Source organism: Halomonas maura (genome assembly GCF_030409305.1).
Lineage (GTDB): Bacteria > Pseudomonadota > Gammaproteobacteria > Pseudomonadales > Halomonadaceae > Halomonas > Halomonas maura.
The window spans coordinates 1-24,450 of the sequence record NZ_JAUFPQ010000004.1 but is presented as its reverse complement, the minus strand read 5'-3'; the positions used below and the strand labels follow the sequence as shown (position 1 = coordinate 24,450).

The window sequence follows — 24,450 nt, the reverse complement described above, 5'->3', positions numbered from 1 at the left end:
CGGCGGCCCGCCGCCAGGGACTGGGGGCCCGGCTGCTCGAGGCCGAACGGCAGCAGGCCCGGGCGGCGGGCATCGACCTGCTGGGGGCGAGCTTCGGCGCCGAGCCGGGACTGCTGGCCTTCTGGCAGGCCCAGGGCTTCCGCGCCGTGCGGCTCGGCCTGACCCGGGAGGCCGCCACCGGCGAGCACGCCCTGATGGTGGTGCAGGCCACCAGCGAGGCGGGCGAGGGCCTGGCCCGGCGCCTGGGGCGCCGCTTCCAGCGACAGTTGCCGGCCCTGCTGGCCTTCGAGCTGGCCGACCTCGACCCGGGGCTGGTCCTCGCGCTGCTGGCCGAGGGGGACGCCGAGCCGCTGTCCGACGAGGACCGCGCCGACCTGGACGACGTGGCCCATGGCCACCGCGAGCCGGCCCTGGCACGCCCGGCGCTGCAGGCCCTGGTCCGGCTGGCGGCGAGGGGGGCCGGCGGCGACCCCGAGCTTGGCCTGCTGGCGGCCTGGGCCTTCCAGGGACGCGACGAGGCCTGGCTGGCACACCGGCTGGGCCTGACCGGCTCGCGCCAGGTCGCGGCCTGGCGGCGCCGTACCCTGGCCGCCTGGCTGACCCCGCCGAGGCTTTCCAGCGACGAGGCCGGCCGGTAGAGTCTCCGGGTCAACCCCGATACAGAAGCGCCATGAACGCACATCTCGAGCAGCTCTCGCCGCGCCCGCTATGGCGACATTTCCGCACCCTGTGCAACACGCCGCGTCCCTCGGGCCACGAGGCCGCGCTGGTGGCCAGGCTGGAGGCCTGGGCCGATGCCCGCGGCCTGGCTCACGACCGCGACGCGGCGGGCAACCTGCGCCTGCGCAAGCCGGCGACGCCCGGCCGCGAGGCCGCCCCCGGCCTGGTCCTGCAGGGCCACCTGGACATGGTGGCCCAGGCCAACGCCGACCATCCCCATGATTTCACCCGGGACCCCCTCGACACCTACGTCGAGGACGGCTGGCTGCACGCGCGTCACACCACCCTGGGCGCCGACAACGGCCTCGGCGTGGCGGCGGCGCTGGCGGTGCTCGAGGCCGACGACCTGATCCACGGGCCGCTGGAGGCGTTGTTTACCCTGGAGGAGGAGTCCTCCATGGGCGGCGCCCTGCACCTCGCCGAGGGCTGGCTCGAGGGCCGGCGGCTGCTCAACCTCGACTCGGAGGACCGCGGCCAGGTGTATATCGGCTGCGCCGGCGGCGCCGACGTGGTGGTCGACGCCCAGCTGCCCACCGCCGCGCTGGCCGAGGACGAGCGCGCCCTGGTGCTGTCAGTGACCGGGCTGGTCGGCGGCCACTCGGGCATCGACATTCACAAGGGGCGTGGCAACGCCAACCGCCTGCTGGTGCGGGTGCTGCGCAGCCTGGAGGCCCTCGATGCGCGGCTGGTGGATTATCGGGGCGGCACCCTGCGCAATGCCCTGCCACGGGAGGCCTTCGCCACCCTGGCCCTGCCGGCGGGGGAGGTCGAGGCCGCCCGCGAACGGCTGGTGGCCCTGGAGATCGAGCTGCGCGACGAACTGGCCGGGGCCGACGATGGCCTGCAGCTGGCGTTGACGCCCGCCGAGGCGCGCCCCGCCGAGGCGCTGACCCGGGATGCCAGCCGCCTGCTGATCGCGGCCCTGCATGCCGCCCCCTGCGGGGTCGAGCGGATGAGCGTCGATGTGCCCGGGGTGGTCGAGACCTCCAACAACCTGGGGGTGGTCAGCCTGGCGGGGGGGCGCTTCCACCTCTGTGCGCTGGTGCGCTCGTTGCGTGACAGCGCCACCGCCGACATCGCCGACCGCTTCCGGGCGCTGTTCGAGCTGATCGGGGCGCGGACCCGGGTCGAGAACGCCTACCCGGGCTGGACCCCGGACCCGGAGAGTCCGTTGCTGGCGCGCTTCTGCGAGCTGCATCGGGCCCGGCTGGGCGTCGACCCGGAGATCAAGGTGATCCATGCCGGTCTCGAGTGCGGGATCCTCGGCGCCAAGTACCCCGGCATGGAGATGATTTCCTTCGGTCCGCTGATCCGCGGCGCCCACTCGCCGGACGAGCGGGTCGAGATCGCCTCGGTGGAGGAGTTCTGGGGTGTGCTGTGCAGCCTGGTCGAGGACCTGTCGCGTCCGGCGCCCTGAGGCGGCCGGACGCGCTCCTGTCAGTGATTCACCTGGATGCGCAGCAGCGGGTAGCCGTCCACGGTGACCAGCGGGATGACGCCGTGGTGGCGGTGGCCGCCATGGCGATGCCGGTCGTGCCGGTGATGGCGGTGATGGCGGTGATGGCGGTCGCGGGGGGGCGCGAAAAAGACGTGGCGCTCCACCCGGTGCGCGCGGTGGCCGTAGCGCAGCGGTGCCCGGTGATGGCGCTGGTGGTGGTGGAAATCCTGGCTATAGCGGGCCGGAGCGTGGAAGTCACTGCCGAAGCGGCCGGAAGGATGGTGGCCGCGCTCGGCCATGGCCGGCAGACTGAGGGCCAGGATCAGCGCCGCCAGGCCGGCGGCCAGCAGATGTCGGTTCATGGTGGGTACCTCGGAAGTCCTGACGAGCGTTCGACGCCTTCACTCCTTCGTTCCCTGACCTTGAGTATAGTGACGCCCCGTCTCGGCGGCGTTCACACCTTTCTGATATGACCGGGGGTTCCCAGATGTCTTCACAATTCGCCGACACACCGCGGAGATGACCATGCTCGACTGGCAGGAAGGGGTGCGGCAGGGCTGGCCATGGCTGGTCGGCCTGGGGGCCCTGGCCCTGCTGGCCGTCGGCTGGGGCATCGCCCAGCGACGGCGGCTGGCGGCGGTGAGGGCGCGGCTGGCCGAGCGCGAGGCCGCCGCGGTGCGCCTCGAGCAGGAGCTGACCCAGAGCGATGCCCAGCTGGATGGCTGCCGGGAGCGCCTGGCCGCCGTGGAGGCCGAGCTCCTCCAGGCCCGCGACCGGCTGGCCGAGCAGCGCGAGCGGGCGGCCCGGCTGGAGACCGAGCGGGAGCAGGCGGCGCTGCGCCACCGGGAGCAACTGGCCCTGCTCGAGGAGGCCCGCGAGCGGCTCAAGGTGGAATTCCACCAGCTCGCCGGCCGCGTCTTCGAGGAGCGCCAGCAGGCCTACAGCGCCCAGAGTCGCGAGAGCCTCGAGGCGCTGCTCAAGCCGTTTCGCGAGCAGGTCGAGCAGTTCCGCCAGCGGGTGGAACATCTCCACGGCCAGGAACAGCGCGAGCGGGGCTCGCTGAAGGCCCAGCTCGACCAGCTGGCCGGCCTCAATGCGCGCCTCGGTGACGAGGCGGCGGGCCTGGCCAAGGCCCTGAAGGGCGACCAGAAGGCCCAGGGCAACTGGGGCGAGCTGATCCTGGAGACGGTGCTGGAGCGCAGCGGCCTGCGCCGCGACATCGAGTATCGGCGCGAGGTGTCGCTGTCCGGCGAGCAGGGGCGTCAGCGTCCGGATGCGATCATCTACCTGCCCGAGGACCGTCACCTGATCGTCGACGCCAAGGTGTCGCTCAGCGCCTGGACCCGGGTGGTCAATGCCGAGCAGGATGCCGAGCGCGAGACGGCGATGCAGGCCCACCTGCAGTCGCTGCGCAGCCACGTCCAGGGGCTCTCCGCCAAGGACTACCCCGGGCTGCCGGGGTTGAAGGCCCCCGACTTCGTGTTCCTCTTCGTGCCGGTGGAGCCGGCCTTCGCCGCCGCCTTCGAGCGGGACCCGACGCTCTTCCAGGAGGCCTTCGACCGCCAGGTGGTGATGGTCACCCCGACCACCCTGCTGGCGAGCCTGCGTACGGTGGCCGGCCTGTGGAGCCTCGAGCGCCAGAACGAGAACGCCCGCCTGATCGGCGCGCGCGCCGAGCGGCTGCTGACCAAGTTCAGCGGCTTCGTCGAGAGCCTCGAGGAGGTCGGCCGCCACCTGGAGCGCGCCGGCGACAGCCATCGCCGGGCCATGAACCGGCTCGTCGAGGGGCAGGGCAGCCTGGTGGCCCAGGCCACGGCCCTCGAGCGCCTGGGGGTGCGCATGAAGAAGCCGCTGTCGGCCGAGCTGGTGCGCGCCGCCGAGGGGGAGCGGGAAGACGCCGAGGAGGCCGGCGACGGGCCATGAAAGACGCCGCCCGCAGGCGGCGTCGACCGGCAGCGCAGGGGGCTCAGCCCAGGTAGGCGCCCAGCATCCAGACGGTCTTTTCCTGCTCGCGGATGTAGTCGCCGACCTGGGCGGCGGTGCCCTCGTCGTCGGCGTCCGAGGCCAGCGAGAGGATCTCGCGCTGCAGCTCGATCAGGGCCTGGTAGCCCCGCAGCACGCCGCGCACGCAGGCCTCGCCGTCGTGCACGTCCTTGTCTTCCTGGATGCCGGCGATGCGTACGTAGTCGCTGTAGGCGTGCACCGGCTGGTGGCCCAGGGTCAGCACGCGCTCGGCCACCTCGTCGACCTTCATCAAGAGGTCGGTGTAGAACTCCTCGAACTTGGTGTGCAGCTGGAAGAAGTCCTGGCCCTTCACGTTCCAGTGATAGCCGCGCACGTTCATGTAGAAGATCTGGTAGTTGGCCAGCAGGACGTTGAGCCGCTCGGCCAGCTGGCTGGCACTGGATTGGTGCAGGCCGATGCTGTTGGTGTCGCTCATGCGAATGCTTCCTCGATCGTGTGTGGTGCCAGTGTAGGCAGCGGGATGGCGCGGGGTAAGCGAATTCCGTGCATCGCCATCATAGGTTCATTCGATGACGTGCAGGCGACGGCCTGATGCTTCAAGGGCCTGGCCGGGCTAGACTCACGAGAGGTGATGGGGGAGTGGCGCGATGCAGCGAGCGTGGTGGGTATGCCTGCTGGTGGGCCTGGCCGGCTGTCAGGGCGGGCCCTCGAGCCTGCCGGTGGCCGAGCCGCCACCCGACCCGGCCTGTCAGTGGCCGGTCGATGCCGACACCCCGCCGACGACCCTGCTGCGGGTCGTCGCGGCCCTCGAGGACCAGGACTTCCTGGTGCGTCACACCGCGGCCGACCTGGGGCTGGTCAGCGCCGAGCGGGCCAAGCGGACCATCTATCATAATGCCGTCGACCCCGGCCCCCGGCTGGGCGGTTTCGTGGTCGGCGGCAGTGGGGGAAGCGTCGCCTCCGGCGTGGTGCTGGGCATGGGGGCGGGCTATGCCTCGGTCGACGAGGAGGCCACCGAGATCGAGCGCGTCTCGGCGGTGGTCGGGCCGGAGTGGGTCCAGGTGACCCGCGACTACCGGCTGTTCGACTGGCGCGGGGCGCAGCGGGAATCGCGCACCGCCAGCGACGCGGCCTTCTGTCGCCAGCTGCGCCTGGCGGTACGACGCCAGCCGGCGGAGGTGGCGCCATGAGGGCCGGGCTGATGGCGGCCGGGCTGGCGCTGTGGCTGGCGGGCTGTGCGACCACGCCGCCGCCGGCGATCCCGGCGGTCCGTGAGCTGCCGGTGCCGCCCAGGACGGTCCTGGTGGAGAGCCTCGACCTGCTGATGGCGCGGGGCTACGTGATTCGCCACGCCGATGCGGCGCTGGGGCGGCTGGAGGCGGTGATCGCCCGCTGGCCGGGCTACCGGGTGAAGCTGGAGGTGCAGGACAGCGGCACGGCGAGCCGGATCGCCATGACGGCCTACCGGGGCAACCGCCCCCTGCCGCCGTCACTGGTCGAGCCGCTGCTCACCGAGCTGAACTCCCGCCTCGAGATGGCCCGCTGAGCGCCCTCAGGCCTCCCGGGACCAGTCGATCCCCTCGACCTGGGCGAGCAGCCGATCGCGCATGGCGGCCAGGGCGTCCAGGTCGTAGGCCTCGGCCTGGCCATGGCCCCAGACCGGGCCCGGCCAGGCGGCATCGTCACGACGCCGCAGGATCACGTGCAGGTGCAACTGGGGCACCATGTTGCCCAGGGTGGCGATATTGAGCTTGTCGCCGCCGAACCCGTCCTTGAGGGCCCGCCCGATCAGGGTGGCCTCGCGCCACAGCTGGCGCTGCTCGGCCTCGTCGAGCTCGAAGACCTCGCTGACGCCGGTGCGCCGCGGCACCAGCAACAGCCAGGCAAAGCGGGCGTCGTTCATCAGCCGCAGCTGGCAGAGCGGCAGCTCGGTGACGGGGTAGCTGTCCTCCACCAGACGGGCATCCGGCTCGAAATCCGACATGGGGCTCTCCTTCGATTGGCTGGCTGATCCTGCCGCCATCATGGCACAGCGGGCGACGTCCCGGCAGCGAATCGCTATGCTGGACGGCCCTTCGTGTCATGCAGCAAAGGATTCCGCCATGACCCTTCTCGAGGCCCTGGCCCTGCTCGGCATCGGCACCCTGGCCGGGTTCATCAACGTGCTCTCGGCGGGCGGCTCGATGCTCACCCTGCCGATACTGATGTTCCTGGGGCTGCCGCCCCAGGCCGCCAACGGCACCAACCGCGTCTCCATCGCCCTGCAGAGCGTCTCGGCCGTGGTCAGCTTCCTGCGCGCCGGCGCCCGTCACATCGGCTTGAGCCTGCGCCTCGCGGTGCCGGCGGTGCTGGGGTCCCTGCTCGGCGCCTGGCTCGCCCTGCGGGTCAGCGATGCATTGTTCGAGGCGATCCTGATCGGCGTGATGGCCGTGGCCGCGGTACTGATGCTGCTGCCCCAGCCGCGCCTCGCGACCCGACCGCTGACCGCCGAGCGACTGACGCCGGCGGTCTACCTGGCGATGTTCGTCATCGGGGTCTATGGCGGCTTCATCCAGGTCGGGGTGGGGATCCTGTTCATCGTGGTGCTCTACCGCCTGCTGCGCATCGACCTGGCCCAGGTGAACGTCTTCAAGGTGCTGATCGTGCTCGTCTACACCCTGCCGGCCCTGGGCATGTTCCTGTTCCAGGACCAGGTCCGCTGGGGGTACGGGCTGGTCCTGGCCGCCGGCAGCATGCTCGGGGCCTGGCTGGCGGTCCAGGTCAACATGAGCCCGCGCGGCGCCCTGTGGGTGAAATGGCTGACCCTCGCCGTGATCGTCGCCATCATCCTGCGACTGCTGCTGGCCTGAGGCGGCCCTCGCCGGCAGGGGGCGGAGCCTGCTAGATTGAATAAGCAATCGCTGGTTACGTGTTCACCGACGCCAGGAGGTCGCCATGAAACGCACGCTGTCATTGGTACTCGTCGCCCTGTTCACCCTGTCGCTGCTCGCCGGCTGCAACACGATGCGTGGCATGGGGCAGGATATCGAGGAGGGCGGTGAGGCCATCCAGGAGGAATCCTACTGAAGCGCTAGGGAGTGTCGTGCTCGAACTGGGTACGACGCTCCACCTCTTCGGCCTGCTTGCGCAGCTTCTTGCGCAGGGCCGCCTTCTCGAAGCGCAGCTTCTGGGTGCGGGTCTCCAGCTTGAGCGGGGGCACCCGCGCCGGCTTGCCGTCACCGTCCACGGCCACCATGGTCAGGTGGCAGCTGTTGGTGTGGCGGATCAGCTTGTTCTGGATGTCCTCGGCCACCACCTTGATGCCGATCTCCATGGAGGAGCGGCCCACGTGGTTCACGCAGGCCAGGAAGGTGACCAGCTCGCCGACGTGGATGGGCTGCTTGAACAGCACCTGGTCCACCGAGAGGGTCACCACGTAGTGGCCGGCATAGCGGCTGGCGCAGGCGTAGGCCACCTCGTCGAGCTTCTTGAGGATGGCGCCACCATGCACCTTGCCGCTGAAGTTGGCCATGTCGGGAGTCATCAGCACGGTCATGGTGAGCTCGTGCTGGCCGGGGAGGGCTTGTTCGTCCATCGAGGGGAGATCCTTGGGGCGATTGTCCCCTCAGCATAACGCCTTGGCCCCGCCGATGGCACAAGGCGTTGTGTTCTGACGCGCCGGGGTCAGAGCCAGGTCAGGCCGGCGGCGATGATGATGCCGGTCAGCAGCAGCTGGACCAGGCAGAAGCCCATGATGTCCTTGGCCTTGAGCCCGGCGATGCCGAGCACCGGCAGGGCCCAGAACGGCTGCAGCAGGTTGGTCCAGGCATCGCCCCAGGCCACGGCCATGGCGACCCTGGGGATATCCACGCCCAGCGCCTCGGCGGCCGGCAGCATCACCGGCGCCTGCACGGCCCACTGGCCGCCCCCGGATGGCACGAAGATATTGACGATGCCGGCACTGAGGAAGGTCCAGACCGGCAGTGTGGCCTCGGTGGCCAGCGAGATCAGCGCCTCGGAGAGCGTCTCGGCCAGGCCGGACTGGACCATGATCGCCATGATGCCGGCGTAGAAGGGGAACTGGATGACGATGCCGGCGCCGCCCTTGATGGCCTCGTGGAGGCTCTCGAGCAGGCTGCGGGGGGTACGATGCAGCACGATGGCCAGGAACAGGAACAGGAAGTTGACCACGTTGAGATTGAGCCCGCCGCCCTGCAGCACGAAGTGGTCGAGCAGGAACAGCAGCCCCGGGATGCCCACCAGCCAGGCCAGCGTCATGCTGTTCTCCAGGCGCTCGGCGGGGCGGGTGATGCGCACGCGGTGCTCCTCGCCGTCGTCGAGCAGGCTGGGGTCGACGAAGACGCTGTCCTTCTCGTCGGGCAGCATCAGGCGGTTGAACAGCGGCATCGCCACGAACAGCGCCAGCACGATGACCAGGTTGAACAGCGAGAAGATGGTCTCGCCGGTACCGATCACGCCGATCCGCTCGGCGGTTAAGTGGCCCTCGGTGGCGATGGTCAGCGGCACCGAGCCGGCCAGGCCGCCGTGCCAGACGATGAAGCCCGAGTAGGCGCTGGCCACCAGCAGGCGGTAGTCCACCCGGATCTGCCGGGCCAGTTCCTTGGCGAACAGCGCCCCCACCACCAGGCCGAAGCCCCAGTTGATCCAGCTGGCGGCCAGTGACACCAGGGTCACCAGCACGATGGCCGCCCCGGCGTTGTTGGCCAGGCCGGCCAGGCGCTGCAGCAGGCGCTTGACGGGCGGCGAGCTGGCCAGCATGAAGCCGGTGACCAGCACCAGCAGCATCTGCATCGAGAACGACAGCAGGTTCCAGAAGCCGTCGCCCCAGAAGCGCAGCACCGCCAGCGGCGTCTGGCGCTCCACGGCGATCGCCGCGGCCGCGGCGATGACCGTCAGCAGCAGGACGAAGATATAGGGGTCGGGAAGGTAGCGCTCGACCATCTTGACGGCCGGTCGTGACAGCAACTTCAGCATGGAGATGTCCCTTTTCCGTGGAGGGAGCCTGCGCATCCGCGGCCTGTGCTCGGCCAACAGGCTGGGGTGTCACGTTGCCGTGGGGGTGAAATGTTGTCAAAGGCGACGAATGTCTAGGTTGTGGCGCCCGTCCAGCGTGTCCGTCGGTAGTGACGGTAATAGGCGACCAGCACCATGGAGCGCACGGCGGTGAAGACGAGGAAGGCCAGCCACAGGCCGTGATTGCCGAGCCCCTGGGTGAGCCACCACACCGGCAGGTAGATCGCCAGGCCGGCGAAGATGCTGTTGCGCATCTCGCGGATCGCCGTGGCGCCGATGAAGACCCCGTCCAGCAGGTAGCTCCACACCGCGACCAGCGGCATGACCACCATCCAGGGCAGGTAGTGGCCGGCGGTGGCGCGCACCTCCGGCAGCCCGGTGAGCAGGGCGATCAGCCACTCGCCGCCCAGCGCGAAGGCCAGGGCGGCGCCCGCCGCGGTGGCCAGCGAGAAGCGGGCGGCCGAGCGCACCGTGGCGGCGAACTCGTCCCAGCGCCGGCGGCCCACCGAGCGACCGGTCAGGGCCTCGGCGGCGTGGGCGAAGCCATCCAGGCCATAGGAGGTCAGCATGATGAACTGCAGCAGCACGGCGTTGGCGGCCAGCACGGTGTCGCCCTGGGCCGCGCCCCGGGAAGTGAAGAAGGCCATGGCGAAGAGCAGGCCCAGGGTCCGCACGAAGAGGTTGGCGTTGACCTGGAAGAGTTCGCGATAGGCGGCCAGTCGCCACAGCCGGTCGCGGCGGAAGCGGCCCCCGAGGGTTCTCAGCTGGCGCGACACCAGCCACAGGCCGAAGGCCAGGGCGCTGTAGTCGGCGATCACCGTGGCCCAGGCCACGCCGTCGCTGGTCATGCCCAGCCCCACCACGAACACCAGGTCGAGGAGGATGTTGACGCCGTTGGTCAACACCAGCAGCCACAGCGTGACTCGGGCGTTCTGCTGGCCCAGGAACCAGCCGAGGATGGCGTAGTTGGCCAGCACCGCCGGGGCCGAGAGCAGGCGGATCCGTGCATAGTCCGCGGCCAGCGCGGTGGCCTGGTCGCTGCCATCCAGCAGCCAAAGGCCGAACTCGACCAGCGGGCCACCGACCAGTACCAGCAGGCCGCCGATGCCGCCGGCCAGCAGCAGCGACTGCCCCAGCAGGTGGCGGATGGCCTCGTCATCCTCGCGGCCGACCGCCTGGGAGGTGAGGCCGGTGGTGCCCATGCGCAGGAAGCCGAAGCCCCAGTAGAGGAAGCCGAACAGGGTGGCGCCCAGGGTCACGGCGGCGAGGTAGCGGGAATCCGGCAGGTGGCCGACCACCGCGGTATCGACCAGCCCCAGCAGCGGGACGGTGATGTTCGAGAGGATGATCGGCCAGGCCAGCGCCCAGATGCGCTGGGGGGGCTGGGCGGTGGCGGTCGCGGGTGAGGTCACGGTGGCTCCGGTCGGCGAGCGGGGCCGGCAGCATGGCCTCCCGCCGGCCGCAACGCAACAGCCCCGCGGTGGCGGGGCCGTGGGGCATCGTGGGCCGATTGCCCGGGGCGGAAGGGCGATCCCCAGCAGGCCGAGATCGGGTCGAGCTGACGCCATCTCGCCGTCGCTGGTCGGGTGGAGGGCCTACCCGAGGAGCGGTTGATCACGGCGTCGGCATGGTCGTGAGACGCGCGGTCAGTGGCGGCATCCTGCGTTATCCGGGATCGGTGCGGGGCGCTTCGGAGGTTGGGGGAACCCGGTAAAGCCAACTACCCTGATGCAAGGTTCCGTGAACGCCTGCCGCCGTCGCCTGATGCCGGGAGCGGGGCCCGGGAATCCGTGACGCGACGGTCAGGCATGATTCGGGGCGTAGGGTGGCCGACGACCAGTAGGGGGCGGGGATGATGAAGGCAACGGGCAAGTACGTGATGGGTGCCATGCTGACCATGGTCATGGTTGTGGGGAGTCAGTCGGCCATGGCCGAGGATGACTACGCCAATGACACCGCACGGCCGAGTGGCGGGGCGATGGTGGCGGATGCGCTGCTGGCCCGGCCGCTGCTGGCCGCGGCCACGATCGGGGGGGCGGCGGTCTTTCTGGTGTCGTTGCCGTTCAGTGCCCTGGGCGGCAACGTCGATGCCGCCGCCGAGACCCTGATCAAGACGCCCGCCGAGGCGACCTTCCGGCGTTGCCTGGGCTGTGAGATGAGCCGTCGCGCCGACGATAGTACCAGGTATTAAAGCCGCTCCGCCCTTCGGGTAATTCGGGTAATTCGAGCGTTGTCTGCTGGCAATACTACGAGGAAGCGGCCGCGTTCAGCTCACGAAGGGTTGAGCGCGGCTCGTGGTGAGCAAGTAATCGAGTTGTTCTTGAGTCAAAACAGGTAACTCAAGCTCAAGGAGAACATGTCGATCTGGAAGCTCTCATCGCCATCGGCGAGTGAGTATCGGGCGTATTCACTGCGAATGGCCGAACGGCCGAGGCTGTATTCGGCACCTATCCCGAAGAAGGGATCTGTTCCCTCTGCCTTGAATTCGAGCTCCATGAACGTTTCGTCATCCATTCTGGCGACATCGAGGGTCGTGCTCTCCCAGGCAATGATCCCGGCCTTGGTGTAAAAGCTGAAGCCACGAGTCACCGGCATCTTCCCGACCAGTGCCAGCCCGGCCCCTTCAATGCCGGTTTCGATATCTTCCTGCAGAGTGGTGTTCTGCACGGGAACGGAGATCTCGGAAGTGTAGTCGCCGAAGTCGGTGTAGCTGAGCTCGAGCCCGACATTGGGGGTGAAGTTGTAGCCGAAATGGATTTGATAGCCACTGGTGGTTTCATCGTTACTGAAGCCGTAGTCGCTGAGTCGCTCGAAGGTGTTGTTGTTTAGTTCGGCACTTCCGGCACTGGCGCCGAAGTAGATCCCCGTATGGCGAGAGGAGTAGTCCTGGGCCATTGCGAGATTGCATGACAGTAATACCAAGATGCTCAAGGGGATGACGCCTTTCATGATTCCTCCCTGCCGATTTCCTTATGGCATTTGTCTTAAGTTGGAAAACCGCGGGGAAAGTCTCAATGTGTCTACGCGGTTAATCTTAGTAACAAAGTGTTACGTTCCTAGCCTAGGAGGAATGAGAGCGGTTCTTCCAGATGGTTTTGCTGGCCCTGGTTAGACGGAAAAAGTAGTCATTGTTATTTATTCGGTATGTCCATATCTAATTCATAAGAATTAGATTTCTAGTTCTTCGGGCTGCGGATGGGGCGGGCTGGAAAACGCTGATACGAGAGCCTCGTCAGTTAGTTGGGTCGCCATGGATCTGGGCCGTGGGGCGATGTACACAGCCCGACACCGAGACCCTGACAAGGCACCTGCGAAGGCAGGCCGACGGAACGGTCCTGGTTTGGCAGGAAAAGTAGAATCTACTAACTTTTCCCATGCGCAGCAGCAGGCGAGCCATGGCAGGGCACTACGAGCGAGCCGGGCTCCGCGGGTCGCCGATCGAGGGCATCGTCTCGTCGCCCAGGCGCAGGGCCGGCCGAGCGGGATGGTCAATGGCAGCTGCTGGGTCCAGCGCTCGGGGCCAGATGGCGTGACTCGCCGGAGCGCCATGGCCCCTGGACTATGGTGAGAGACCGATTCCACCGGTGGGCTGATGATGGCAACTTGACGCCGTTCTGACGCGCGGGTCTGGGTCGACAACCTTGCCCCACAGCGGGCCTGGCGCTGAGGGTGGATAACAAGGCAGATCAACATCCTTGAATGGCTTACCAACGCCAGCGCCCCGCTCGATGAGCGGGGCGCTGGCGTTGGGCATCGAGGCCGCCGGGTCAGGCGGCGGTGATGGTCCGGTACTTCTCCATCAGCTGATCACGGCTCTCCTGGCGCTCCGGGTCCAGCGGAATGCAGTCCACCGGGCAGACCTGCTGGCACTGGGGCTCGTCGTAGTGGCCGACGCACTCGGTGCACAGGTTGGGGTCGATGACGTAGATCTCTTCCCCCGGCGAGATGGCGCCGTTGGGGCATTCGGGTTCGCAGACGTCGCAGTTGATGCACTCGTCGGTGATCATCAGGGCCATGGGGTACCTCACGGAAGTCGCGGCCGGTCACGCCGGCCCTTGCCCTTGGTGCAGTCGATCTCGGGCGCGGGATGCCCGAGTGCCATGCTCAGGTATTGTAATGGCTCTTCAGCGCCGCGGCGACCTCGGGATGCACGTGCTTCGACACGTCGCCGCCGAGCCGGGCGATCTCGCGAACCAGGGTGGAGGAGATATAGGAGTTCTCCACCTCAGGCGTCAGGAACACCGTCTCCAGCTCCGGCATCTGGGCGCGGTTCATGTTGGCCAACTGCAGCTCGTACTCGAAGTCCGATACCGCCCGCAGTCCGCGCAGCAGCACGCGAGCCTTCTGCTGCTTCATGAACTGGGTCATCAGTCCCGAGAAACCGACCACCTCGACGTTGTTCAGCCCGGCCACCACCTCTTGGGCCAGCGCGATGCGGGTGTCGAGGTCGAGTTCCGGGCCCTTGCCGGGGCTCGTGGCGATGGCCACGACCACCTTGTCGAAGAGCCGCGCGGCACGCTCGATCAGGTCATAGTGGCCGTTGGTGATGGGGTCGAAGGTGCCGGGATAGATGGCGACGTTCATGAGCCCTCCCCGTCGTCGAGACGCCCGAAGGGATTGTCGGCGACCAGCGAGACCGGCCGCGCATAGCCGGGGATGCGGATGGCCGCGTCGCTGACCTCGAGCTCGGGCCCCTCCAGCACCCCCTCGCCGAAGCGGTAGCGGGGATGGAAGCGGCCGAAGTCGGCGTCACGGCGATAGCCGGCGGCGGCCTCTCGGGTCGCCTCGCGGCGCGCCTGCCAGGCGGCCACCGCGGTCTCGCCGTGGCGGGCCACCAGCAGGCGCTCGGTCACCGCGGGGGAGAGCACCACGCCGGTGGCGTTGTTGCCGCCGAAGCCCTTGGCGTTGATGAAGGCCGCGTCGGCCTGGAAGCGCTGCGGGTCGCGGAACAGGCGCAGCCGCTCGGCGTGGACATCATCGGCCACCGCCTCGAGGGTCGGGATGCCCGGTAGCAGCCCATGGGCGAAGCTGCCCAGGGCGCTGGCCAGCTGGTCGCCGGCGGCACTGCCCTGGGAGTGGCCGACGAAGGCCTTTACCGCCACCACCGGCCAGGCCTCGATGCCATGGGCCCGGGCGACCAGGTCGAGGACATGGGACTCGGTGACGCGGTTCTTGGGGGTGCTGGTGCCATGGGCGTGCACGATGGTGCGCTCGCGCAGGGCCCGGCTGCCGAGCATGTCGCGGACCAGCGCGGCCGCCTTGCCCAGGGTGATGTAGTTGCCGATCCCCGGGGCCGAGATCGAGCGTTTCCAGCCGTCGGCATTGACGAAGACCTCCGGGACGCTGCCGAGCATCTCGGCGCCGACTTCCAGGGCCAGCGCATCGTCCATCAGCATCAGGAACTGGCTGGACTCGCCCATGGTGAAGCCGCAGTTGCGGGCGAAGGGGCGGCAGGCGCGCTGGTAGTCGGCATCGGTGAGCAGTTCCAGGGCGTCCAGGGCCTTGAGGCTGTCGTCGTCGGCCAGGGCGCCCATGGCCCGGAAGCCCTCGACGATCTCCGGGGTGATCGGCGCGTCGGCGGTGCCGACCATCACCACCCGGCGCCGCCCGGCGCGGATGTCGTCCACGCCCAGGCGCAGGTTGTAGAGGAAGCTGGCGCAGGCACCCAGCGCCGCGCCGGTGCCGCCCACGCTGCCCAGCACGTAGGCGTTGAGGAAGTCGGCGGGCATCTGGCCGTAGCCCAGCGGCATCTGCTTGGAGGTGGCGCGCTTGCCGGAGACGAAACTCTTGAGCAGGCCGCCCCAGCCCTCGTCGTCGAGCTGGCCGATGGAGTTGCCGGCGTAGACCGCGACCTGGTCGGGATCGAGGCGGTCGCGCAGCTCGTCCCAGTCCAGGCCGCTGTCGCCCAGGCAGTCGCTGGCGGCGAAGATCGCCATGGACAGGCCCCGGGGGTGGTGGACGCTGCGGTACAGGCGACTGGGCTCGAAGCCCGAGGGCAGCTGGCCGGCGGCGCGCACCTGGGCGGGGCGGGTCTCGGGCAGCATCACGTCCATCTCGCCGGCCGGCACCGTCACCTCCAGGGTGCGGCGGTCGAGCTCGCGGACCTGCCAGGTGGGCGGCAGGCTCTCGGGCAGTTGGCGGCGCCGCACGCGAAAGGTCATCGGTGCCTCGAGGGCCAGGCTCGCACGACGATTGGCGGGTAGCCCCTCGGCAGCGAAGCGGGGGTCCTCGATGCGCCGGATCAGGGTGTGGTCCAGCACCCGCTGGCGGGTCTGCTCCACGATGGCGGCGGCGTCGAGGGGCTGACCATCGGCGTCGTGCCAGGTGTCGTCCGCCTGGGCATGGGCCAGGCGCATCATCGCCGCCAGGCCGAGCAGGGTCTGGGCCTGGTCGTCAGCGGGCAGGGCGTCGAGCACGGTGCGGCGATACGCCTGATGGCCCGAGGTTCGGCCGGCGGGGTTCACGCCGCCCATGCCCACGATCACCGGTAAATGTGACAAGCCGGGTTCCTCGTTGTGCGGTTGATGTCTGGGCTTCATTGCCGCTATTTGGGCAAGGATCATAGCACCCGGCCCGCCACGGCGTCATGCCGGGGCATGGTGCCTATCGGCCTGCGCGGGCCGGCTGCCGGCTGCTAGAATGGCGGCCTTCGTCGTCGCCCAGCGGTTCCCGTCATGCCTGAGCGCTCGCGCATCGTTACCTCCCGCCAGTCCGGCCCCCACCAGGACCTGTCGCGCCGCGTCGCCCGGGCCCTGAACCATCCGCTGCGCAAGCCACTGGCCGCGCACACCCGCGAGGCCTTCGCCGCGGCCGACGCCTGGCGGGCCGGGTGCGGCGATCAGCCGCTGATCCTGGATGCCGGCTGTGGCGTCGGCCTGTCGACGCGCCAGCTGGCCGAGCGGCACCCCGAGTGCGCGGTGATCGGCATCGACCGCAGTGCGGATCGACTGTCCCGGGACCATGGCCCCCTGCCCGACAACGCCCGGCTGGTGCGGGCGGACCTGGTGGACTTCTGGCGGCTGGCGCTGGCCGGGGGCTGGCGCCCGGTGCGTCACTACCTGCTCTATCCCAACCCCTACCCCAAGGCCGCCCACCTCAAGATGCGCTGGCAGGGCCACCCGGTGTTTCCCGCCATCCTGGCGCTGGGCGGTCGCCTGGAGCTGCGCTCCAACTGGCGCCTCTATGTCGAGGAGTTCGCCCTGGCGGTCGAGCAGGCGGCCGGCCGCCGGGCGGCGGTGGAGGGCTTCGACCCCGGCGGCGATTGCCTCACCCACTTCGAGCGCAAGTACCACCACAGTGGCCAGCCGCTGTGGCGCCTGGTGGTCGACCTGGCGCATCGCCCCGAGCTGGTGCCCGACGCCTGAAGGCTCGCCGATTCCAGGTCACCCAGTGTTTGCCTACGCTTTGTCTGAAAACTGCCTGCGCTCGCCCATCCGGCGTTAAAAATCGGATCAAAGTACTCATTTACACCGCGTAAACTCCGTCTTTTCTCCGATTTTTGCCTTGTCTGGCCATCGCTCGTCGACTTTTCAGACAAAGCTTAGCGTTGGCGGCGGTCGCGAAAGCGCTCTCCCAGGGTCTGGCGCAGCCAGCGGGCGATCGGGCCCTGGGCGGCGTCGCGACGCGAGACCGTCTCCACCTCGATGACCGGCGGACGCCCCAGGGCCTCGCCGGACAGCTCGACGAGGTCCTCCCGGAAGGGCGGGTACTGGGCGATATGCTGGGGTACCAGGGCCCAGCCGAGCCCGCGGGCGGCCAGCTCGCCCATCGAATAGAAGCTGTTGAGGCGCCAGAACTGGGCGCTGAGCGTCGCCCCGGCAGCGCCCTCGCTGCGCGAGGCGATCAGCAGCTGGCGATGGTCGGCCAGGTCGCCGGCGGTGGGGGCGGGGAGCTCGGCCAGGGGATGGGTGCGCCCCACCACCAGGGCCTGCTGCAGGTGGGCGATGCGGATGCCTTCCAGCACCGGGCCCTGGCCCTGCTGGCGCAGCAGGATGCCCAGGTCGGCGGTGCGGTCCTCCACCCAGCCGGCGATGTCACCCTGAGCGCCATACAGTAGAGTGAGCTGCAGGGCCGGGTAGTGCCGGGCCAGGGCCTCCAGCGTCTCGTCCACCGGGGGCATCTCCACCAGGGCCTCGTCGATGGCCAGCACCAGCTGGGCCTCCTCGCCCTGGGCGATGGCCCGGGCGCGGGAGTCCAGCCGCTGGCACTGGCGGACCACCGCCCGAGCCTCGTGGAGCAGGGCCTTGCCCGCCTCGGTCAGCCGGGGTAGCCGGGCGCTGCGGTCGAACAGCGAGCAACCGAGGTCGGCCTCCAGGTGGGCGATGGCGGTGCTGATCGCCGACTGGGCGCGCCCCAGGTGACGGGCCGCCGAGGAGAAGGAGCCTTGTTCGGCACAGGCGATAAGCACTTCCAGCTGGTCGAGGCTCCAGCGCATGGTCTAGACCTATCTGTTTTTCTGATGGGTTCCAACTCGCTTCCATCGCCATCCTGGCGAGAATGGGGGGCCATGTCGAGGCCGTCCCGGCCCCGGCGAGCGACCGTAGGGGAGATCCACATGCGCTCCTGGAAGGAACGGCTGAGCCATACCCTGCTCTTCGAGGCGGGCGGCCTGATCATGGTGACGCCGCTGGCGAGCTGGGTCAGCGGCCATGGGCCCGGCGAGATCGGCGTGCTGGCGCTGGGGCTCGCGACCACCGCCATGCTGTGGAACCTGGTATGGAACCGGCTCTTCGATGGCTGGGTGCCGACCCGGCGGCGCAGCCTGGTCCAGCGCCTCGCCCAGGCGCTCGGCTTCGAGCTGGGACTGCTGGTGATGACCCTGCCGGTAGTGGCCTGGTGGCTGGCCATCGATCTGGTCGAGGCCTTCTGGCTCGACCTGGGCTTCATGCTGTTCTTCCTGGCCTATGCGCTGGTGTTCAATACGCTGTTCGATCACGTGATGCGCCGTCGGCTGGCGCAGAGGGGGTGCTGATGACCTATGTGTACCTGGCCCTGGCGATCATCGCCGAGGTGGTCGCGACCTCGGCCCTCAAGGCCTCGGCGGAGTTCACCCGATTGTGGCCCAGCCTGCTGGTGGTGGCGGGCTATGCCATCGCCTTCTACCTGATGACCCTGGTGCTGCGGACCCTGCCGGTGGGCATTACCTATGCCTTCTGGGCGGGGCTCGGCATCGTGCTGGTGACCCTGGTGGGCATGGTGGTCTACGGCGAGCGGCCGGACCTGCCGGCGCTGGCGGGTATCGCCATGATCGTCGGTGGGGTGGTGGTGATCCAGGCGTTCTCCTCGGTGACGCCCCACTGAGGCGGAGTCGGTCGAATCCCCGCCGGTGGGCGGGTAGACTGCGGCCCGGGGCGCCCTGGCCCGGGCGCCGTCGACTCACGCTGCCTGGACGCCGCTCATGCCGTACCGCCTGCTCTCGCTCTGCCTGCTCCTGCTGATGCCGCTGTCGGCCCTCGGGCAGGGCTTCCCGCGCCTCTCGAGTCTCGCCGCCGACGGCTTCGCGATCGGCGCCGAGGCCCGCCTGCTGGGCAACGGCGAGCCGGGGAAGATCCTGGGCAGCCTCGAGCCGCAGCGGCTGCTGTCACCGGCCTCGGTGACCAAGGTCTACCTGGCCGCGGCGGCCCTCGACCGCCTGGGTCCCCAGCACCGCTTCACCACCCGCCTGGTCAGCACCGCCGAGCCGGATGACCAGGGCGTGCTGCATGGCGACCTGGTGCTCGAGGGCGGCGGCGACCCGGCGCTGACCACCGAGGACCTGTGGCGGCTGGTGCAGCGCCTCCACCAGGCGGGGGTGCGCGAGGTGACCGGACGCCTGGTGGTCAGCCAATGGCGCTTCGGCCCGGTGACCTGCATCACCACCGACCGCTGCGAGGGCGAGCGGCGGGTGGACAACGCCTACAGCGCCCTGCTCTCGTCGGCCGCGATCAACTACGGCAACTGGTGCGTGACCGTCGCGCCGGCGCATATCCCCGGCGACCCGGCGGAGATCACCAGCTGCGATAGCCAGTCCCGTCTGCCGCGCATCGACAACCGGGTGGCGACCCGGCCGGACGACAGCGGCACCGAGCTCACGGCGGAGCGCCTGACCGACGCCGACGGCGACGTCATGCGGGTCGGCGGCCAGATCTCCACCAATGCCCATCCTCGCGAGATCTACCGCACCAGCGCCGATCCCGCCGAGCAGGCCGCCGACACCCTGAAGGCCATGCTCGGCCAGGCCGGCATCCCGGTGCAGGGTGGCCATGCCACCAGCACCGCCCGGCCGCCGGCCTCGGCGCGGCGGCTCGCCGCGGTGGACAGCGAGCCGCTGCAGGAACTGCTGCTGCGTACCCTGAACTATTCCAACAACTTCATGGCCGACACCCTGGCCCTCGACCTCGCCGAGGTCCCCCGTCCGTCACTGTCCCAGGCGGGCGGCGCCCTCGAGGCCTTCGCCGGCACCATCCCGGGGCACGGTCCCGCCATCCTGGCGAGCGGCAGCGGCCTGACCCCGGAGAACCGGACTTCCGCGGCCGGCGTGAACGCCCTGCTGGCGCACATGTTCCGCCGCCCGTCGCTGTTCCCGAGCTTCGTGGCGGCCCTTCAGTCGCCCGGCAATGGCGTGATGCGCTTCATCCGGCGGGGCTCGGTGACCTTCCAGCACCACGTCATGCTCAAGACCGGCACCCTCAACCAGCCGGTGACGGTGCGCGCGGTGACCGGCTACTTCCGCACGCTGTCGGGTCGCTGGGGGGTGTTCACGGTGCTGGTCAACGGCACCGCCACGACCCCCTACCTGAGCTGGACGACGGTGCTCGATCGCCTGTCGCAGGACCTCGACGCGATGATCCAGGCGCACTGAGCCGCCATCCCGACCAGGCCACCCGGGGCCGCCGGGGGCCTGGCTGGTCGATCGGCCGTCGACGGCGCGCCGGCCGCCCGGCTTTGCTACCATCGCCGCTTACGCCGACGACTGATCGATGGACGCTCGCAGATGAAACCCGCACATACCGGCTGGCGCCACCTGGTGCATTCCACCCGCTACTCGCTCAAGGGCCTCAAGGCCGCCTTTCGCCACGAGGCGGCCTTCCGCCAGGAACTGGGCATCTGTGCGGTCCTGCTGCCGCTGGCCGCCTGGATCGGGAGGGAGCCGGTGGAGTGGATCCTGCTGGTCGGCAGCTGCCTGCTGGTGCTGATCGTCGAGCTGCTCAACAGCGCCATCGAGAGCGTGGTGGATCGCATCGGCCCCGACCGCCACGAGCTCTCCGGCCGGGCCAAGGACATCGGCTCGGCGGCGGTGATGCTGTCGCTGGTCATCCTCGGGCTCACCTGGGGCCTGCTGGCCTGGCAGCGCTTCCTGATCTGAGCCTCGTGCCAGGCGCCTAGTGCCAGGCGCCCCGGCTTGGGTATGCTGAGGGTATTCATCAACCGGATGCGAGACGCCCATGGCCCTGCCCGACGACTTCCTGCCGCTGGATGCCATTCCCGAGCCGCTGGTGGCGCCGCTGCGACACGCCTGGGAGCGCCTCGAGGCGTCCCTCGCCCAGGCCGACAACCTGGCAGCGATGCAGGACCAGGAAGGTCCCGGCGAGACCTGGTCGGCGCTCTCGGCGAGGCGCCGCGAGCAGCTGGCGCGGGTGCTCGCCGTCTCCGACTTCGCCGGCGAGACGCTGATCCGTCACCCCGACTGGCTGGTCCACCTGGACGCCGCCGGCGAACTCGAGGCCGCGCCGGCCGCGGAGGCCCTGCGCGAGAGCCTCGCCGAGCGCCTGGAGGCCGCCGAGGACGAGGCGGCCATGCAGGCCGCCATCCGCCGCTTTCGCCGGGCGCGCATGCTGGGCATCGTGTGGCGCGACCTGACGCGTCCGCCGGGCATCGACATGTGGGCCACGGCGGCGGCAGTCACCCAGCTCGCGGAGGCCTGCCTGGAGCTCGCCCTGGGCTGGCTCGAGGCTCACCTCGCGCCCCGCTGGGGCCGCCCCGCGGCCCGCGCCGACGGCAGCGAGCAGCGCCTGGTGGTGCTCGGCATGGGCAAGCTCGGGGCCGGCGAGCTGAATCTCTCCTCCGACATCGACCTGATCTTCGCCTTCCCCGAGAAGGGCGACACCGAGGGCGGGCGCAAGTCCTTGGAGCACCAGGAGTACTTCACCAAGCTCGGCCAGAAGCTGATTTCCGCGCTGGACGCGGTGACCGCCGACGGCTTCGCCTTCCGCGTCGACATGCGCCTGCGCCCGCTGGGCGACGGCGGGCCGCTGGTTGGCAGCTTCGCCTCGCTGGCCGGCTACTACCAGGATCAGGGGCGCGAGTGGGAGCGCTACGCGATGCTCAAGGCGCGGCCGGTGGCCGGCGACCTGGGGGCCGGCGCCGAGCTGCTGGCGAGCCTGCGCCCCTTCGTCTACCGCAAGTACCTCGACTTCGGCGCCATCGAGTCGCTGCGCGAGCTCAAGGCGATGATCAACCGCGAGGTGCGCCGTCGCGGCATGCAGAGCAACATCAAGCTCGGCCCGGGCGGCATCCGCGAGGTGGAGTTCGTCGTCCAGGCCTTCCAGCTGATCCGCGGCGGGCGCGATACCGAGCTGCAGGTGACCTCCCTGAGCACCGCCCTGGAGCGCCTGCCGGCGCTGGGGCTGCTGCCCGAGGAGGTGGTCGACGAGCTGACCCCCGACTACGTCCTGCTGCGTGACATCGAGCATATCCTCCAGGCCCTGGAGGACCGCCAGACCCAGAGCCTGCCGGTCGAGGAGCTGGATCGCGAGCGGGTTGCCCTGGCCCTGGACATGGAGGACTGGCCCGCGGTGATGGCGCGGCTCGACGAGGTCCGTGCCCGGGTCCGGCGCCACTTCGACGCGGTAATCGCCGAGCCCGAGGAGGAGGCCGAGGAGGCGGCCGCGGCCGCCGAGGCGGGGGAGGTCGACCTGGACGAGTGGCGGGCCCTGTGGCGCGACGAGCTCCCCGAGGTGGAGGCCGAGTCGCGGCTGGAGGAGGCCGGTTTTGGCGATGCCGCGGCCGGCCGACGTCGGCTGCGGGCCCTGCGCCACTCCCGGCAGGTGCAGACGATGCAGCGCATCGGCTTCGAGCGGCTCGAGGCGCTGATGCCGCTGCTGCTCGATGCCGCGGCCGCCAGCGAGGCGCCGGACACCGCCCTGGAGCGGGTCCTGCCGCTGGTCGAGGCCGTGCTGCGACGTACCGCCTACCTGGCCCTGCTGCGCGAGAACCCCGATGCGCTGGAGCACCTGATGCGGCTGTGCAGCGCCAGTCCGTGGATCGCCGAGCAGCTGGCCCGCCATCCCATCCTGCTCGACGAGCTGCTGACCCCGGATACCCTCTACACGCCGGCGGACAAGACGCGGCTCGCCGACGAGCTGCGCCAGGCCCTGGGGCGGATCCCCGAGGACGACGAGGAGGCCCAGCTCGAGGCGCTGCGGGTCTTCAAGCATGCCCAGGTGCTGCACGTGGCCGCCTCGGATATCGCCGGCACCCGCCATCTGATGAAGGTCAGCGACTACCTGACCCATATCGCCGAGGTGATCCTCGAGACGGTGCTGGCCATGGCCTGGAAGCACCTCACCCGCAAGCATGGCCTCCCCGAGCGGCGCGACGGCGGGCGCTGCGGCCAGGCGCCGGAGTTCCTGATCGTCGGCTACGGCAAGCTCGGCGGCATCGAGCTGGGCTACGGCTCCGACCTGGACCTGGTGTTCCTCCACGACGGCGCGGGACAGGGCAGCACCGACGGGGCGCGGCCCATCGACAACGCGGTCTTCTTCACCCGGCTCGGCCAGCGCATCATCCACCTGCTCACCGCCGTGACCCCCGCGGGCAGCCTCTACGAGGTCGACATGCGCCTGCGCCCGTCCGGCAACGCCGGCCTGCTGGTCTCGACCCTCGAGGCCTTCGCCGACTACCAGCGCCGCGAGGCCTGGACCTGGGAGCACCAGGCGCTGGTGCGGGCCCGGGTGGTGGCGGGCCACGAGGCGCTGGCGGAGCGCTTCACGGCCGTGCGGCGCGAGATCCTCGGCCGCCAGCGCGACCTCGGGGCGCTGCGCGAGGAGGTGGTGGCGATGCGCCACAAGATGCGCGACCACCTGGCCGGCAACGGCGAGGGCGACGACTTCGACCTCAAGCATGACCCCGGCGGCATGGTCGACATCGAGTTCCTGTGCCAGTTCGCGGTGCTCTCCATGGGGCACGAGACCCCGGAACTGCTGACCTACAGCGACAACATGCGCATCCTCGAGACCCTCGAGACCCTCGAGACCCTCGAGGCCAGCGGGCGACTGCCGGCCGACGACTGCCGCCGGCTGCGCGAGGCCTACCTGGCCTGCCGCACCGCGGCCCACCGCTCGGCCCTGACCCGCGACCCCGCACGCGGCCGCAACGACGACTTCCGGGCCCATCGGCAGGCGGTGATCGAGGTCTGGGAACGGCTGCTCGAGCCCCGCAACGATCGAGGAAACACCACACCATGAACAAGGTTCTGATCCTGCACGGCCCCAACCTCAACCTGCTGGGCACCCGCCAGCCGGAGATCTACGGTCGCGAGACCCTGGAGGACATCGACAACGACCTGCGCAAGCAGGCCCTTGTGGGCGGCTGGGAGATCCACTGCCGGCAGAGCAATCACGAGGGCGAGCTGATCGACGCCATTCACGCCGCCCGGCTGGATGGCACCGCGGCAATCATCATCAATCCCGCCGCCTACACCCACACCTCGGTGGCGATCCTCGACGCCCTCAACGCCTTCGACGGCCGGGTCATCGAGGTCCACCTCTCCAACGTCCACAAGCGCGAGGCCTTCCGTCACCACTCCTACGTCTCGCTGCGCGCCGACGGTGTCATCGCCGGCCTCGGCAGCCAGGGCTACCGTGCCGCCCTGGAGGCGGTGATGACCGGCGCCTGAGGTCTCGGCGTCGCTCAGGGCGTCACGAAGACGCCGGCGTGATGGATCAGCCACAGTACCAGGCCGATGGTCAGGAACGCGGCCAGGGTACCGACCATCAGGGTCGCAGCGGTGATGTCACCCAACCCGAAGCGCTGCCCGAACAGCGGGTAGACGCTGTTCATCGGCGCGCAGGCGAACAGCAGCGCGCCGCTGAGCAGCTGGGGGGCGAGCTGTGGCATCGGCAGCAAGCCGCCGAGCACCGCCAGGGGGTCCAGCACCAGCTTGCCGAGGGCGATCTGGCCCATGTCCCGCATCATGCCCCTCGGGCGCAATCCCTATAGTGAGCCGCCGATCACGAACAGCGCGGCGGGGCCTCCTTGCCGTTGCGCTCTAGCTGTGATCTCTCGGTAGGTTGTTCATCCGGAACCTACCCGGACAATTGGAGGTGCGACCCAAA

General features: G+C 69.7%; 27 protein-coding genes. 15 read left to right on the top strand and 12 right to left on the bottom strand.

Features of this window, described 5'->3' with window-relative positions; all coding sequences use genetic code 11:
• The coding region (locus tag QWY76_RS01100; RefSeq protein ID WP_290309271.1) for a GNAT family N-acetyltransferase at positions 1-638 on the top strand (638 nt) is incomplete at its 5' end.
• A gap of 32 nt (positions 639-670) precedes the next feature.
• Positions 671-2,137, top strand: a complete 1,467-nt coding sequence (locus tag QWY76_RS01095) for an aminoacyl-histidine dipeptidase (protein WP_290309270.1) — start codon at positions 671-673, stop codon at positions 2,135-2,137.
• A gap of 20 nt (positions 2,138-2,157) precedes the next feature.
• Here QWY76_RS01095 and QWY76_RS01090 read toward each other — a convergent pair whose 3' ends face one another.
• A complete protein-coding gene (locus QWY76_RS01090) occupies positions 2,158-2,520 on the bottom strand; it encodes a hypothetical protein (protein ID WP_290309269.1) in 363 nt (120 codons plus the stop codon).
• A gap of 163 nt (positions 2,521-2,683) precedes the next feature.
• Here QWY76_RS01090 and QWY76_RS01085 point away from each other — a divergent pair, with 163 nt between their 5' ends.
• A complete protein-coding gene (locus QWY76_RS01085; protein WP_290309268.1) occupies positions 2,684-4,081 on the top strand; it encodes a DNA recombination protein RmuC in 1,398 nt (465 codons plus the stop codon).
• A 43-nt stretch (positions 4,082-4,124) separates the two neighbouring features.
• On the opposite strand, the gene QWY76_RS01080 is transcribed toward QWY76_RS01085, so the two are convergent.
• Entirely contained in the window at positions 4,125-4,598 is a 474-nt protein-coding gene (locus QWY76_RS01080; RefSeq protein ID WP_290309267.1) for a Dps family protein, read from the bottom strand.
• A 172-nt stretch (positions 4,599-4,770) separates the two neighbouring features.
• On the opposite strand from QWY76_RS01080, the gene QWY76_RS01075 reads away from it, so the two are divergent.
• Together QWY76_RS01075 and QWY76_RS01070 are read left to right on the top strand one after the other, a co-directional pair.
• Positions 4,771-5,313: a hypothetical protein gene (locus QWY76_RS01075; RefSeq protein ID WP_290309266.1), complete on the top strand. Its 543-nt coding sequence runs from the start codon at positions 4,771-4,773 to the stop codon at positions 5,311-5,313.
• Positions 5,310-5,669, top strand: a complete 360-nt coding sequence (locus tag QWY76_RS01070; RefSeq protein WP_290309265.1) for a hypothetical protein — start codon at positions 5,310-5,312, stop codon at positions 5,667-5,669. Before QWY76_RS01075 ends, QWY76_RS01070 begins: the two co-directional genes overlap by 4 nt.
• A 6-nt stretch (positions 5,670-5,675) precedes the next feature.
• On the opposite strand, the gene QWY76_RS01065 is transcribed toward QWY76_RS01070, so the two are convergent.
• Positions 5,676-6,107, bottom strand: a complete 432-nt coding sequence (locus QWY76_RS01065) for an HIT domain-containing protein (RefSeq protein ID WP_290309264.1) — start codon at positions 6,105-6,107, stop codon at positions 5,676-5,678.
• A 118-nt stretch (positions 6,108-6,225) separates the two neighbouring features.
• On the opposite strand from QWY76_RS01065, the gene QWY76_RS01060 reads away from it, so the two are divergent.
• Positions 6,226-6,972 (top strand): sulfite exporter TauE/SafE family protein, encoded by a 747-nt coding sequence (locus QWY76_RS01060; RefSeq protein ID WP_290309263.1) that lies wholly within the window; start codon positions 6,226-6,228, stop codon positions 6,970-6,972.
• Positions 6,973-7,057: 85 nt separating this feature from the next.
• Positions 7,058-7,189: an entericidin A/B family lipoprotein gene (locus tag QWY76_RS01055; RefSeq protein ID WP_263590449.1), complete on the top strand. Its 132-nt coding sequence runs from the start codon at positions 7,058-7,060 to the stop codon at positions 7,187-7,189.
• 4 nt (positions 7,190-7,193) lie between these two features.
• On the opposite strand, the gene QWY76_RS01050 is transcribed toward QWY76_RS01055, so the two are convergent.
• The 3 genes from QWY76_RS01050 to QWY76_RS01040 form a co-directional block, all read right to left on the bottom strand.
• The gene (locus QWY76_RS01050; protein ID WP_290309262.1) at positions 7,194-7,697 is read right to left on the bottom strand and encodes an acyl-CoA thioesterase; all 504 of its coding nucleotides are present in this window, start codon (positions 7,695-7,697) and stop codon (positions 7,194-7,196) included.
• An 89-nt stretch (positions 7,698-7,786) separates the two neighbouring features.
• Positions 7,787-9,097, bottom strand: coding sequence for a short-chain fatty acid transporter (locus QWY76_RS01045; RefSeq protein WP_290309261.1), 1,311 nt, complete (start codon positions 9,095-9,097; stop codon positions 7,787-7,789).
• 113 nt (positions 9,098-9,210) lie between these two features.
• A complete protein-coding gene (locus QWY76_RS01040) occupies positions 9,211-10,548 on the bottom strand; it encodes an MATE family efflux transporter (protein WP_290309260.1) in 1,338 nt (445 codons plus the stop codon).
• A 440-nt stretch (positions 10,549-10,988) separates the two neighbouring features.
• Between QWY76_RS01040 and QWY76_RS01035 the strand changes: the two genes are divergently transcribed.
• The gene (locus QWY76_RS01035) at positions 10,989-11,327 is read left to right on the top strand and encodes a hypothetical protein (RefSeq protein WP_290309259.1); all 339 of its coding nucleotides are present in this window, start codon (positions 10,989-10,991) and stop codon (positions 11,325-11,327) included.
• 134 nt (positions 11,328-11,461) lie between these two features.
• Here the strand turns inward: QWY76_RS01035 and QWY76_RS01030 are convergent, their stop codons facing one another.
• The 4 genes from QWY76_RS01030 to QWY76_RS01010 form a co-directional block, all read right to left on the bottom strand.
• Complete coding sequence (locus QWY76_RS01030) at positions 11,462-12,085, bottom strand: outer membrane beta-barrel protein (RefSeq protein WP_290309258.1); 624 nt, start codon at positions 12,083-12,085, stop codon at positions 11,462-11,464.
• Between the two features lie 818 nt (positions 12,086-12,903).
• Positions 12,904-13,152, bottom strand: coding sequence for a YfhL family 4Fe-4S dicluster ferredoxin (locus tag QWY76_RS01020; RefSeq protein WP_290309257.1), 249 nt, complete (start codon positions 13,150-13,152; stop codon positions 12,904-12,906).
• 88 nt (positions 13,153-13,240) lie between these two features.
• On the bottom strand, positions 13,241-13,720 hold the full coding sequence (coaD, locus tag QWY76_RS01015; RefSeq protein ID WP_290309256.1) for a pantetheine-phosphate adenylyltransferase: 480 nt from the start codon (positions 13,718-13,720) through the stop codon (positions 13,241-13,243).
• Positions 13,717-15,609 (bottom strand): beta-ketoacyl synthase, encoded by a 1,893-nt coding sequence (locus QWY76_RS01010; RefSeq protein WP_290309307.1) that lies wholly within the window; start codon positions 15,607-15,609, stop codon positions 13,717-13,719. Before QWY76_RS01010 ends, coaD begins: the two co-directional genes overlap by 4 nt.
• A 201-nt stretch (positions 15,610-15,810) precedes the next feature.
• On the opposite strand from QWY76_RS01010, the gene trmB reads away from it, so the two are divergent.
• Entirely contained in the window at positions 15,811-16,500 is a 690-nt protein-coding gene (gene trmB / locus QWY76_RS01005) for a tRNA (guanine(46)-N(7))-methyltransferase TrmB (RefSeq protein ID WP_290309255.1), read from the top strand.
• A 176-nt stretch (positions 16,501-16,676) separates the two neighbouring features.
• Here trmB and QWY76_RS01000 read toward each other — a convergent pair whose 3' ends face one another.
• On the bottom strand, positions 16,677-17,570 hold the full coding sequence (locus QWY76_RS01000) for a LysR family transcriptional regulator (protein WP_290309254.1): 894 nt from the start codon (positions 17,568-17,570) through the stop codon (positions 16,677-16,679).
• 120 nt (positions 17,571-17,690) lie between these two features.
• Between QWY76_RS01000 and QWY76_RS00995 the strand changes: the two genes are divergently transcribed.
• From QWY76_RS00995 to aroQ, 6 genes are all read left to right on the top strand, one after another.
• Positions 17,691-18,107, top strand: a complete 417-nt coding sequence (locus QWY76_RS00995) for a PACE efflux transporter (protein ID WP_290309253.1) — start codon at positions 17,691-17,693, stop codon at positions 18,105-18,107.
• A complete protein-coding gene (locus QWY76_RS00990) occupies positions 18,104-18,436 on the top strand; it encodes a DMT family transporter (protein ID WP_435388920.1) in 333 nt (110 codons plus the stop codon). The genes QWY76_RS00995 and QWY76_RS00990 overlap by 4 nt, the downstream gene beginning before the upstream one ends.
• Positions 18,437-18,533: 97 nt before the next feature.
• Positions 18,534-19,976 (top strand): D-alanyl-D-alanine carboxypeptidase/D-alanyl-D-alanine endopeptidase, encoded by a 1,443-nt coding sequence (gene dacB / locus QWY76_RS00985; protein WP_290309251.1) that lies wholly within the window; start codon positions 18,534-18,536, stop codon positions 19,974-19,976.
• A gap of 132 nt (positions 19,977-20,108) precedes the next feature.
• The gene (locus QWY76_RS00980; protein WP_290309250.1) at positions 20,109-20,480 is read left to right on the top strand and encodes a diacylglycerol kinase; all 372 of its coding nucleotides are present in this window, start codon (positions 20,109-20,111) and stop codon (positions 20,478-20,480) included.
• 79 nt (positions 20,481-20,559) lie between these two features.
• Positions 20,560-23,580 (top strand): bifunctional [glutamate--ammonia ligase]-adenylyl-L-tyrosine phosphorylase/[glutamate--ammonia-ligase] adenylyltransferase, encoded by a 3,021-nt coding sequence (glnE, locus tag QWY76_RS00975; RefSeq protein ID WP_290309249.1) that lies wholly within the window; start codon positions 20,560-20,562, stop codon positions 23,578-23,580.
• Positions 23,577-24,011, top strand: a complete 435-nt coding sequence (gene aroQ, locus QWY76_RS00970; protein ID WP_290309248.1) for a type II 3-dehydroquinate dehydratase — start codon at positions 23,577-23,579, stop codon at positions 24,009-24,011. The genes glnE and aroQ overlap by 4 nt, the downstream gene beginning before the upstream one ends.
• Positions 24,012-24,025: 14 nt before the next feature.
• On the opposite strand, the gene QWY76_RS00965 is transcribed toward aroQ, so the two are convergent.
• The gene (locus QWY76_RS00965; RefSeq protein WP_290309247.1) at positions 24,026-24,298 is read right to left on the bottom strand and encodes an AEC family transporter; all 273 of its coding nucleotides are present in this window, start codon (positions 24,296-24,298) and stop codon (positions 24,026-24,028) included.
• Positions 24,299-24,450 lie beyond the last annotated feature (152 nt).